This is a genomic window from Streptomyces sp. NPDC001415 (assembly GCF_053597395.1).
Window position 1 is genome coordinate 38380 of sequence record NZ_JBSFIE010000035.1, and the last position, 11666, is coordinate 50045.

An 11666-nucleotide genomic window follows, 5' to 3' on the forward strand; every position below is an offset into this window, starting at 1 on the left:
CGCCCCGTACCAGGAAGGTGTCCGTCACCGTGGAAAGCGCCGCCCGGACCGCTCCGGCAGCAGTGATTGTCGCCATCGACGGCCCCTCCGGCACCGGCAAGTCCAGCACCTCCAAGGCGGTCGCCGCCAAGCTGGGGCTGAGCTACCTGGACACCGGAGCCCAGTACCGGGCGATCACCTGGTGGATGATCAGCAACGGGATCGACATCGACGACCCGGCGGAGATCGCCATCGCGGCCGCCAAGCCCGTGATCGTCTCCGGCACCGACCCGTCGGCGCCGACCATCACCGTCGACGGCGAGGACGCCTCCGGGCCGATCCGCACCCAGGACGTCACCTCCAAGGTGAGCGCGGTCAGCGCCGTCCCCGAGGTGCGGGCCCTGATCACTCAGCTCCAGCGCGACATCGCCGCGGGCGCCGGGCAGGGCATCGTGGTCGAGGGCCGTGACATCGGTACGACCGTGCTGCCCGACGCCGACCTGAAGGTGTTCCTCACCGCGTCCCCCGAGGCGCGCGCGGCCCGCCGCAGCGGCGAGATCAAGGGCTCCGACGTGACGGCCACCCGGGAAGCCCTGATCAAGCGGGACGCGGCCGACTCCGGCCGCAAGACCTCGCCGCTGGCCAAGGCCGACGACGCGGTCGAGGTGGACACCACCGAGCTCACCCTGGACCAGGTCATCGAGTGCGTGGTCACCCTCATCGAGGAGAAGCAGGCCACCAAGTGAATGATGCTCCCTCGGAGCGGGGCGCCGAGATCGGGCGCCGGATCGGTGTCGGCCTGATGTACGGGCTGTGGAAGCCCCGGGTGCTGGGCGCCTGGCGGGTTCCGGCGGGCGGTCCGGTGATCCTCGCCGTGAACCACTCCCACAACATCGACGGCCCGATGGTCATGGGCACCGCCCCGCGCGGCACCCATTTCCTGATCAAGAAGGAAGCCTTCGTCGGGCCGCTGGGCCGGTTCCTCGAAGGCATCGGCCAGCTCAAGGTGGACCGGGCGGTCGCCGACCGCACCGCGATCACCGACGCGCTGGCCGTGCTCGACCGGGGCGGCGTCCTCGGGATCTTCCCCGAGGGCACCCGGGGCGACGGCGACTTCGCCTCGCTGCGGGCCGGCCTCGCCTACTTCGCCGTACGGTCGGGGGCGCCCATCGTGCCGGTGGCGGTGCTGGGAAGCACCGAGCGCCGGGGGCGGTTGATAAAGGGGCTGCCGCCGCTGCGCAGCCGGGTCGACGTCGTCTTCGGCGACCCGTTCGAGGCGGGCGACGGCAGCGGACGCCGCACCCGCAAAGCCCTGGACGAGGCCACCGTCCGCATCCAGGACCGGCTCACCGGCCACCTGGAGAACGCCAGGCGCCTGACCGGGCGCTAGGCCAGACTTTCAGTAGTGGACCGCCCGATCGCGATCCACCGATCACCACGATGAACGAGGTACGGACTTCATGAACGACCAGCACGAACACGGAGCGCTCGGCGACGCCGAGTACGCGGAGTTCATGGAGCTCGCCGCCGAAGAGGGCTTCGACGTCGAGGACGTCGAGGCCGCCATCGACGAGGCCGGCCACGGCCCGCTCCCGGCCCTCGCCGTCGTCGGCCGCCCGAACGTCGGCAAGTCGACCCTGGTGAACCGCATCATTGGCCGCCGCGAGGCCGTCGTCCAGGACAAGCCCGGCGTGACCCGTGACCGCGTCACCTACGAAGCCGAGTGGGCCGGCCGCCGCTTCAAGGTCGTCGACACCGGCGGCTGGGAGCAGGACGTCCTCGGCCTCGACGCCTCCGTCGCAGCCCAGGCCGAGTACGCCATCGAGGCCGCCGACGCCGTCGTCTTCGTCGTCGACGCCACCGTGGGCGCCACCGACACCGACGAGGCCGTCGTCAGGCTCCTTCGCCGGGCCGGCAAGCCCGTCGTCCTCGCCGCGAACAAGGTCGACGGCATGTCCGGCGAGTCCGACGCCGCGGCCCTGTGGTCTCTCGGCCTCGGCGAGCCCTTCCCGATCTCCGCGCTGCACGGCCGCGGCACCGGCGACCTCCTCGACGAGATCCTCAAGGCGCTGCCCGAGGCCCCGCCGCAGCGCTTCGGCACCGCGGTGGGCGGCCCCCGCCGCATCGCCCTCATCGGCCGCCCGAACGTCGGCAAGTCCTCGCTCCTGAACCAGGTCGCCAAGGAGGACCGGGTCGTCGTCAACGAGCTGTCCGGCACGACCCGCGACCCGGTCGACGAGCTCATCGAACTCGGCGGCATCACCTGGAAGTTCGTCGACACGGCGGGCATCCGCCGCCGCGTCCACCTCCAGGAGGGCGCCGACTACTACGCCTCGCTGCGTACCGCCGCCGCCGTCGAGAAGGCGGAGGTCGCGGTCGTCCTCATCGACACCAGCGAGTCGATCTCCGTGCAGGACCAGCGCATCATCACGATGGCCGTCGACGCCGGGCGCGCGCTGGTCATCGCGTACAACAAGTGGGACACCCTCGACGAGGAGCGGCGCTACTACCTGGAGCGCGAGATCGAGACCGAGATGCAGCAGGTCGCCTGGGCGCCCCGGGTCAACGTCTCCGCGCTGACCGGCCGCCACATGGAGAAGCTGGTCCCCGCGATCGAGACGGCCCTGGCGGGCTGGGAGACCCGGATCCCGACCGGCCGCCTCAACGCCTTCCTCGGCGAGCTCGTCGCCGGCCACCCGCACCCGATCCGCGGCGGAAAGCAGCCGCGCATCCTGTTCGGTACGCAGGCGGGCACCAAGCCGCCCCGCTTCGTGCTCTTCGCCTCCGGCTTCATCGAGGCCGGCTACCGGCGCTTCATCGAGCGCCGGCTGCGCGAGGAGTTCGGCTTCGAGGGCACCCCGATCCACATCTCGGTGCGGGTGCGAGAGAAGCGCGGCCGTAAGAAGTAACTCGCTCAGAAGCAACTCCCTTACGGGAGAAGGCCTTTCGCAGGGGGACTAGAGCCCTCTGCGGGGGCCGGGCGGCAGTGCTGCCGGGGTCTGGTGCCCGGCGTACTGCCGCCCGTTCGCGTTCATCGCGGGGTGCAGATGCCAGTTCCCGGGGTACGTGACCGGGAAGTGCTGGGTCTGGTGGCCGGACTGCTGGCCCACGCGGTTGCCGTGCGCCGCCGTGAACCCGCCGCCGAGCGCTCCGAACGCGGTGAAGCCGAGATCCTCCTCGCCGGACCGGTCACCGGGCAGAGTGCGGAAGGACCGGAGGTACTCCGAGTACAGCGCGTCGTAGATCGGCGTGGGGGAGTGGACTCCCGTTGTCTCGCCCGACGGGCGCATGGCGGGGATCTGGGCATGGTACTGCTGGCGGGATGTGTCGTATGTGTGCACGTATGTGCCAACGACCCCCGTAGGGCCGGGGATGCGGGGTGTTTCGGCTTATCGGTAGCGCGTGGCCGGATGGCCCACGCCCCTTCCGCGCCCACCCCGTACCGGCCGGAGTGGGCGCGCGGGAAGACTCAGGCTCTCAGGTGCCGGCCAGCGGCATGGCGGCGGCCACCAGGCGGCCGTCGGCGGCGGCCTTCTCCAGGGCGTCCCTGAGCAGGTCCTCGCGCGGCTGCTGGCCGATCATGCCGACCGGGGCCGCGAAGACCAGGACGCGCTGGGACTTGTTGGCCGCCGCACGCCAGCCGTCCGTCACCTGGAGCGGCTGGTGCGCCTGCCACCAGGAGACCGAGCTGCCGGAGCCGCCGGTGCCGGGCTGCAGGACCGCGTGCAGCTGACCCATCGCGAGCAGCACGGACCAGCCCGGAAGGACCGAAGGCAGCCGGCCCATGTCGGTCACCGGCACGAAGCCCTGCTCGATGAGGAGCGGGAGGAATTCGTCGGCGCTCCCGCCCGAGCCGGGCCGGGAGATCGGTCCCGTCGGCTCGACGACGAGCGCGGGGTGCAGCTCGCCCTCGATCAGCACCAGACCGCTGGTGATGCCGAGCACTGCCTGCTCGGTCGCCCCGCCGGCCGGCTCCGCACCCGTGATGGAGCGTACGGCGCCCTGGAGCTGCTCCTCGGCGACCTGGACGACCTGTGAGGGGATGCAGCTGGCGTGGGCGAAGGCGAGGACGGCGGTCTCCTCCCCGACGAACAGGACGGTGCTGGTGCGCTCCTGCTCGGAGTCGCCCGGCGTGCGGCAGGAGGTGCAGTCGTAGCTGCCCGGGGCGTTCTCGCCGGCGAGCAGCCGCTCGGCTTCTTCGTCGCCGATCTCGGCGCGGACGTCCTCACTGACGTCGAGCATGCGCGGCACGGGTGGCTCCTAGGAACTGAGTGGATGCGCCGGGCGGTTCCCGGCTTCTCTCGTACAAACGACAACGGACGATCTGTGGCCGGGGTCACGCGCGGAGGCGAACGGAATCGAACCGTCCCCAGCGGAGGGTGAATTCACCCGCGGAACCCTTCACTCCCTGTCAACACCTGTGGGATGCATAGAAGTTGGACCGGTGAGCTGAGTCACAGATCACTTCGGTGACAGGTCGACAAATGGCGATATCTGGCAATCAAGTGGGTGTCCGGAAATCGCCGATACTCCCGGTAACGGGCAACTGGCCTCGAATGACGGGGCATTGGTTGATGCCGGAGCGTCCGGGTCCCTAGATTCCACCGCCGTGTGCATCGAGCACCGCCCGGGAACGCCCGCCGGCCGCACAGCCAGCTATGACCTTCCGGTGGGCGGGGGCGGCACGGAACGAGGCGCCGGACGCGCCGAAGGCCGCGCCGCCCAGGGGGACCCCGGGTCCTTCGAGAGGGATTTCATGTCTGTTGGTACCAGTGGTTCCAGCTCCATACGCAGGCGTGGGACGGCAGCGCTGATCGGAGCCGCAGTCGCGGCACCGCTCACCCTGCTCAGCGTCACCGGTCCGGCCTCAGCGGCGGACAGCGGTGTGTGGGACCGCATCGCCCAGTGCGAGAGCGGTGGAAACTGGCACATCAACACCGGAAACGGCTACTACGGCGGACTCCAGTTCGCCGCGGGGACCTGGCGGGCGCACGGCGGCGGGGCGTACGCCTCCACCGCGGACAAGGCCAGCAAGGCCCAGCAGATCGCCATCGCGAGTAAGGTCCAGCGCTCGCAGGGCTGGGGTGCGTGGCCGGTCTGCTCGCGCCAGGCGGGGGCGTACGGCAGCGTCCCGGCGGCGGGAGAGCCCGCCCAGCAGAAGGCCGCCCCGCAGAAGAAGGCCAGGACCAGCCCGCAGCAGGCCGCCCCGAAACCGCACAAGGCGCCCGCGCCACAGCCGCGCACCGCACCGTCCCGCACCGAGAGCGCGCCCGCCGCCCCGGCCGGCGGCTCCTACACGGTCAGGAGCGGCGACACCCTGTCCGCCATCGCGGCGGCCCACGGCACGCGATGGGAGGCGCTGTACGCGGCCAACAAGGCCGTCATCGGGGGTGACCCGGATCTCATCCTGCCCGGGCAGCAGCTGAAGATCTGAGAGCCGCGGTCCGATCCGGCCGAAGTCGCGGTCCGATCCGGACGAAGTCCAGACACAGGTTCCGAGGCTCCAAGCCCCGTCCGGCCGCCCGGACGGGGCTCGCCGCTGCCCGGGAACCGCCCCGCCGCCCCGCCCGCCGGTGTCCCCGGGTGGACCAGCGGTGATCAGGCCCTGGAGTATGGGTGACGGGCAACCCAAGTACAGTCCGTTCCTGACCGAAGGGTTTCGGTCCCGACCGACCTGACCGGCCGAATGATCAAGCGCACGATCGACCGATCGATCGAACGACCAAGGGGACGCGTGGCGCATGCACATCTCATTCCTGCTGCACAACGCGTACAGCCTGGGCGGAACCATACGGTCCACTTTCAACCTCGCCGGTGAGCTCGCCCGGCGGCACGACGTCGAGATCGTCTCCGTCTTCCGCCACCACGACGAGCCCACCCTCACCGCGCCCGAAGGCGTCCGCCTCAGGTACCTCGTCGATCTGCGCAAGAACAGCCCCGGATACGAGGGCGACCACCCCCAGCACCGGCAGCCGGCCAAGGTCTTCCCGCGCGGCGACGGCCGCCACAGCCAGTACAGCCGGCTCACCGACGCCCGGATCGGCGCCCACCTGCGGGCGATCGAGGCCGACGTCGTCATCGGCACCCGGCCCGGCCTCAACGTGCACATCGCCCGCGAGACCCGGCCCGGAGTGGTCCGCGTCGGCCAGGAGCACCTGACCCTCGCCGGGCACAGCTACCGCCTTCGCAGCGAGATAGCGCACTCCTATCCGCTGCTCGACGCGGTCACCACCGTCACCCGGGCCGACGCGGCGGCCTATCGGGAGCTCCGGCTGCCCGGCGTCCGTATCGACGCGGTGGCCAACGGCGTACCCGCGCCCCGGGTGGAACCCGCCTCCGGCGACGGCAAGCTGGTCGTGGCGGCCGGACGGCTCACCCCGGTCAAGCGGTACGACCTGCTGGTCACGGCGTTCGCGCGGGTCGTCGCCGTACGGCCGGACTGGAAGCTGCGGATCTACGGCTCCGGCGACGCCTTCGGCAACGAACGCGCAGCCCTGCGCAACCTCATCGACGATCTTGACCTCTACAACCATGTGTTCCTCATGGGCCTGTCCGGCGATCTCGACAGCGAGTGGGTCAAGGGTTCCCTCGCGGCCGTCACCTCCAGCCACGAGTCCTTCGGCATGACCATCGTCGAGGCGATGCGCTGTGGACTCCCCGTCGTCTCCACGGACTGCCCCCAGGGACCACGCGAAATCATCAACGACGGGGTGGACGGCCGGCTCGTCGAGACCGGCAACGCCGACGCGGTGGCCGCGGCCCTGCTCGAACTGATCCAGGACGACGGGCTGCGCCACCGCATGGCCAAGGCGGCCCTGGAGAGCTCCGAGCGCTTCGACCCGGCCCGGATCGCCGAACGCCACGAGGCGATCTTCGACGAGCTGCACGCCCAGGGCGCCGGCAGCCGCTCCGCCGGGGCGCTGCGCGACTCGCTGCACCGGGCCCGAAGCACCGCCCTCGACGGGGCCTACGCCCTGCGCCACAAGGCCGCCTCCGTGCTCCGGAAAGGGCAGACCGCATGACCACCACCGCCGAGTCCCCGGACACGGGCAGCGCCTCGGCCGCACCGCGCGCCGACTGCATAGCCGACTCCGCGGGCGGAGTGACCTTCGACGTCACGGGCGCCGGGCGGCCGGGCGCCACGCTCGTCCTGCGTCGGCGCGGCACCAACCCCGGCGCCGACGTGCTGCTGCCGCTCACCCCGGCCGCCGAAGGCCTGCTCCGGGCGGTGCTGCCCAGCACGGTCGAACTCGCCGAGGGCGTATGGGACGCCCACCTGCGCTTCGGCGAGGGCGCCGAGCAGCGTCTTGAGCCGGGCACCCGGGACCTGCGCGCGCTCGTCGACCGCGAGCCCGGCCCGGACGCCGACCGGGTCGCGGTGCGCATCCCCTACCCGGGGCGCTCCGGCGAGCTGGTCGTCCGCAGCTGGCTGCGCAGACCGCACGCCGAGACCGGCACGATCGGTTTCGGCGCGGGCCGCGTCACCGTGCGGGGGAGGCTGTACGGAGTGTCGCTCGGCCCCGAAGCGGCCGTCGAGGCGCGGTTGCGGGGCGGGGGCGGCCGCGTCCACCGCGTCCCCGCGACCCCCGACGGCGACGGCTTCACCTTCACGCTGCCCTACGCCCCGCTCGCGGAGGGCCTGGACGCGAAGGAATGGCTCTGGGACCTGTGGCTGCTCACCGGCCCCGGCGCCCCCGCCGTCCGCCTCGCCCGCATCCTGGACGACGTCCCGCTGAAGCAGGCGATCTTCGTATACCCGGGGTCGACGGTCGGCCCGGGAGTGGTGCGTCCGTACTACACGGGCGCGAACGACCTGAGCGTCCGCGTGGACGCGGTACGGGGCTAGGAGCCGGGCTCCTCCGCGGTCGGCACCGCCACCGGCTCCTCCCCGGGCGGCAGGTCGTCGCGGAACGGGGCGAACTCCGGGTGGTGCAGATCGAAGGCCGGGGACTCGGTACGGATGCGCGGGATGGTCACGAAGTTGTGCCGGGGCGGCGGGCAGGACGTCGCCCACTCCAGCGAGCGGCCGAACCCCCAGGGGTCGTCGACCTCCACCTTCTTGCCGTACCGAGCCGTCTTCCAGACGTTGTAGAAGAAGGGCAGCGTGGACAGGCCGAGCAGGAACGCGCCGATCGAGGAGACCATGTTGAGCGCCGTGAAGCCGTCCGCCGCCAGGTAGTCCGCGTACCGCCGGGGCATGCCCTGCGCTCCCAGCCAGTGCTGGACCAGGAACGTCGTGTGGAAGCCGATGAACAGCGTCCAGAAGTGGATCTTTCCGAGCCGCTCGTCGAGCAGCTTGCCGGTGAGTTTCGGCCACCAGAAGTAGAAACCGCCGAAGGTCGCGAAGACCACCGTGCCGAACACCACGTAATGGAAGTGGGCCACCACGAAGTACGAGTCGGTGACGTGGAAGTCCAGCGGGGGCGAGGCGAGGATGACGCCCGTGAGGCCGCCGAACAGGAAGCTCACCAGGAAGCCGACGGCCCACAGCATGGGTGTCTCGAAGCTGAGCGAGCCCCTGAGCATGGTGCCGGTCCAGTTGAAGAACTTCACGCCGGTGGGCACCGCGATCAGGAAGGACATGAACGAGAAGAACGGCAGCAACACCGCTCCGGTCGCGAACATGTGGTGGGCCCACACCACGATGGACAGGCCGGTGATGGCCGCCGTCGCCCCGACCAGGGTCATGTAGCCGAAGATCGGCTTGCGCGAGAAGACCGGGATGATCTCCGTGATGATGCCGAAGAACGGCAGCGCGATGATGTAGACCTCGGGATGGCCGAAGAACCAGAACAGGTGCTGCCACAGCAGCGCCCCTCCGTTCTGCGCCTCGAAGACCACCGAGCCGAACCTGCGGTCCGCCTCCAGGACGAGCAGCGCGGCCGCCAGCACCGGGAACGCGATGAGCACCAGGATCGAGGTGAACAGGACGTTCCAGGTGAAGACCGGCATCCGGAACATCGTCATGCCGGGGGCGCGCATCCCGATGATGGTGGTCACGAAGTTGACCGAGCCCAGGATGGTGCCGAAGCCGGAGAGCGCGAGCCCCATGATCCAGAGGTCGGCGCCCGCGCCGGGGGAGCGGGTCAGCGAGTTGAGCGGGGCGTAGGCGAACCAGCCGAAGCTCGCGGGCCCGGTCGGCAGCAGCACCGAGCCGAGCACGATCAGACCGCCGAAGAGGAACAGCCAGTACGCGAGCATGTTCAGGCGCGGGAAGGCCACGTCGGGGGAGCCGATCTGCAAGGGCATGATCGCGTTGGCGAACCCGGCGAAGGTCGGCGTCGCGAAGAGCAGCAGCATGATCGTGCCGTGCATGGTGAAGAGCTGGTTGTACTCCTCGTTCGTCATGATCTGGAGCCCCGGGCGGGCCAGTTCGGCACGCATCAGGAGGGCCATCACGCCTGCGACGAGGAAGAAGACGAACGACGTGATCAGGTAGAGGTGCCCGATCTTCTTGTGGTCGGTGGTGGTCAGCCAGTCCACGATCACCGCGCCCGGCCGACCGGCCTTCGCGGGCTTTGCCGCCGGGGTCACCGTCTCCGTACCCATTGCACCCCCTGAGGTGTCTGGCGTCAGGCCAGGGGCCATGATGCTCGCGGTCGGGGCCGCCGCAACAGGGGGCGTACGCCATCCGGCCGAGCTCCCGCAGGTCCCCGTCACGGGGTTGCGGGTAGGGATTGTGTAAGGGTGCGGTGAATTACCTATGCGCCGTCGATTTTTATTCGGTGGGCCGCCGGGCAGTAATTCACCAAGGGCTCGGCGTAAGAATTCTGTCAATTCCAGTAATGTCTGCGACTGGCCGGAAGTGCGCCGTGCGATAAGCGGGCAAGGGGTCAGGAACTGCCCGTACGAGTGACGGAGTTCGAGGCGAACCGGCGCCTCGATCCTGTGACAGAAGTGTGACTGGTGGGGTACCGGGGGCGGACAACCAGCGGGTTCCCACCCGGCTCGCGGGCTCCGGCGGCCCCCCGCTTCCGTCGTCGGGGAGGCACGCCTACGGTGGGTCGTATGGCACCGATACCGTCCCACCCCGCCCATCCCGACGACGCCCCCGAGTCCTATGTCGGCCTCGACGCCGAGGGCGCCGAGCGGCTCGCCAGGTCACGCGGCTGGTCCACCGTCAGGTCGCTCCCACCGGGCTCGATCATCACCATGGAGTACCTGGCGGGGCGGCTGAACTTCGAGGTGGAGAAGGGCACCGTGACCCGCTGCTGGCACGGCTGAGCGCGGTCTTTGAGCGCGGATACGACGAAGGCCCCCGGTCGACACCGGGGGCCTTCGTGCTGTGTGCGTACCGTGCGGGTCGTCCGCGGGGCCGTCAGCCGCCCAGGGGGCGGGCCGGGGCGGTGCGCGGCGCCCGCTCGGTGTGCGGGGGGCGCCGGGTGCCCGGGGGGACGACCGGGGGCCGTTCCGAACGGGCCGGCTGGTAGGGCCTGGCCGGGAGCGGCCGACCGGGCCCGCGCCCGCTCGCGACGCCGACCGGCTCGCGCACGGGGGCCTCGTCCTCGTCGTGCCCGCGCTGGGGCACCATCGCCGGCACCGTGGGGGCCGGAACCGGGGCCGGGGCGCTCGCGCGCGGCCGCCTGCGCTCGCGCACCTTCTCGCGCACGGCGAAGACGAAGGCCTCCGCGCGGGCGATCAGCGGCTCGAACCAGGGCAGGGCGAGCAGGATCAGCAGCCCGGCCGCCCAGCCGAGGAGCACGTCGCTCACCCAGTGCGTGCCGAGGTAGACCGTGGTCGCGCCGACGCCCAGGGCCACCATGGCCGAAATGACCGAGAGCCAGCGCCGGGCGCGCGGCGTGGTGGCGAGGTAGGCGAGGATGCCCCAGGTCACGACCGCGTTGGCGGTGTGTCCCGAGGGAAATATGTCGCCGCCGGCGAAGAGCTCGGCGGACCCGATCTGCGTCGCGTAGTGCGGGCCGAGCCGGCCGAGGCCGAGCTTGACCGAACCGACCGTCATGTTGAGCAGCAGAAGGGCCGCCCCGAGGGTCAGGAGCGGCCGGAGTGTGTGCTGGCGCCAGGAACGCCAGCCGAGCCAGGCCATCACCATCACCGCGGTGGGTCCGCGCTGGCCGAGGACCACGAAGTAGTCCAGGAAGGCGTGCAGCTGCGGCCACTGTTCGTACGGCCGGTACAGCATGACCTTCCAGTCCAGCTCGACGAGCCAGGACGAGCACAGCACGGCGACGACGATGGCGAGGTAGAACGCCATCGTCGCGCCGAAGAGGACCACGCGGTGACGGCTCATCCGCGGGATCTCTATCTTCGGTGGCTCGGGCTCCCGGTCCAGGCGGGCGAAGATTCGGTCAGTACGCACTCAATCGACGTTACAGCGAGTGAGTGAGCGCCCAGGCCGATCCGGGGGCTTTGTGATGACGATGTGATGTGGAGTATGTCTCACGCGCGCCTTTATTCCCGGGCGCCGTGGAATACCCCGGGGCGTTGTCCTCTATTCATTCGACTCGCTCGATGAAGGCCTGTTTGTATCCGGCGGAATTCCGTTTGCCGGGCGGGGGAGCGGAATTCACGGTTCAGTCACCGGTCCAGTACGGAGCGTAAAGATCACCCCATGGGTGGAACCGGCGTGGCGCACGCCACACCTCGGCGGGGTTGGGCGTGAGAGGTGGACCACGCGCCTCGCCGGTGAACTCGCGTAGTCTGACGAATCACTCGCCCGTCGATGCCGG

At 70.6% G+C, this 11666-nt stretch carries 11 protein-coding genes; 7 read left to right on the forward strand and 4 right to left on the reverse strand.

The window, feature by feature from the left end; all coding sequences use genetic code 11:
• Positions 1–17: 17 nt before the first annotated feature.
• The 3 genes from cmk (at position 18) to der (ending at position 2888) form a co-directional block, all read left to right on the forward strand.
• A complete protein-coding gene (gene cmk / locus ACWC2B_RS31480) occupies positions 18–725 on the forward strand; it encodes a (d)CMP kinase (RefSeq protein WP_450722571.1) in 708 nt (235 codons plus the stop codon).
• Positions 683–1369, forward strand: a complete 687-nt coding sequence (locus ACWC2B_RS31485) for a lysophospholipid acyltransferase family protein (protein WP_450722573.1) — start codon at positions 683–685, stop codon at positions 1367–1369. Before cmk ends, ACWC2B_RS31485 begins: the two co-directional genes overlap by 43 nt.
• Positions 1370–1439: 70 nt before the next feature.
• Positions 1440–2888, forward strand: a complete 1449-nt coding sequence (gene der, locus ACWC2B_RS31490) for a ribosome biogenesis GTPase Der (protein ID WP_450722575.1) — start codon at positions 1440–1442, stop codon at positions 2886–2888.
• Positions 2889–2936: 48 nt separating this feature from the next.
• Here der and ACWC2B_RS31495 read toward each other — a convergent pair whose 3' ends face one another.
• A complete protein-coding gene (locus ACWC2B_RS31495; RefSeq protein ID WP_450722577.1) occupies positions 2937–3320 on the reverse strand; it encodes a hypothetical protein in 384 nt (127 codons plus the stop codon).
• A gap of 136 nt (positions 3321–3456) precedes the next feature.
• Entirely contained in the window at positions 3457–4230 is a 774-nt protein-coding gene (locus ACWC2B_RS31500; protein WP_450722579.1) for a hypothetical protein, read from the reverse strand.
• 505 nt (positions 4231–4735) lie between these two features.
• On the opposite strand from ACWC2B_RS31500, the gene ACWC2B_RS31505 reads away from it, so the two are divergent.
• From ACWC2B_RS31505 to ACWC2B_RS31515, 3 genes are all read left to right on the forward strand, one after another.
• Entirely contained in the window at positions 4736–5413 is a 678-nt protein-coding gene (locus tag ACWC2B_RS31505) for a transglycosylase family protein (RefSeq protein WP_450722581.1), read from the forward strand.
• Between the two features lie 307 nt (positions 5414–5720).
• Entirely contained in the window at positions 5721–7001 is a 1281-nt protein-coding gene (locus tag ACWC2B_RS31510) for a glycosyltransferase family 4 protein (RefSeq protein ID WP_450722583.1), read from the forward strand.
• On the forward strand, positions 6998–7825 hold the full coding sequence (locus ACWC2B_RS31515) for a transferase (protein WP_450722585.1): 828 nt from the start codon (positions 6998–7000) through the stop codon (positions 7823–7825). The genes ACWC2B_RS31510 and ACWC2B_RS31515 overlap by 4 nt, the downstream gene beginning before the upstream one ends.
• Here the strand turns inward: ACWC2B_RS31515 and ctaD are convergent.
• The gene (gene ctaD / locus ACWC2B_RS31520; protein WP_450722587.1) at positions 7822–9528 is read right to left on the reverse strand and encodes an aa3-type cytochrome oxidase subunit I; all 1707 of its coding nucleotides are present in this window, start codon (positions 9526–9528) and stop codon (positions 7822–7824) included. The genes ACWC2B_RS31515 and ctaD overlap by 4 nt on opposite strands.
• A gap of 459 nt (positions 9529–9987) precedes the next feature.
• Between ctaD and ACWC2B_RS31525 the strand changes: the two genes are divergently transcribed.
• Entirely contained in the window at positions 9988–10203 is a 216-nt protein-coding gene (locus ACWC2B_RS31525; protein ID WP_450722589.1) for an I78 family peptidase inhibitor, read from the forward strand.
• A 94-nt stretch (positions 10204–10297) separates the two neighbouring features.
• On the opposite strand, the gene ACWC2B_RS31530 is transcribed toward ACWC2B_RS31525, so the two are convergent.
• Positions 10298–11296, reverse strand: coding sequence for a phosphatase PAP2 family protein (locus ACWC2B_RS31530; protein ID WP_450722591.1), 999 nt, complete (start codon positions 11294–11296; stop codon positions 10298–10300).
• Positions 11297–11666 lie beyond the last annotated feature (370 nt).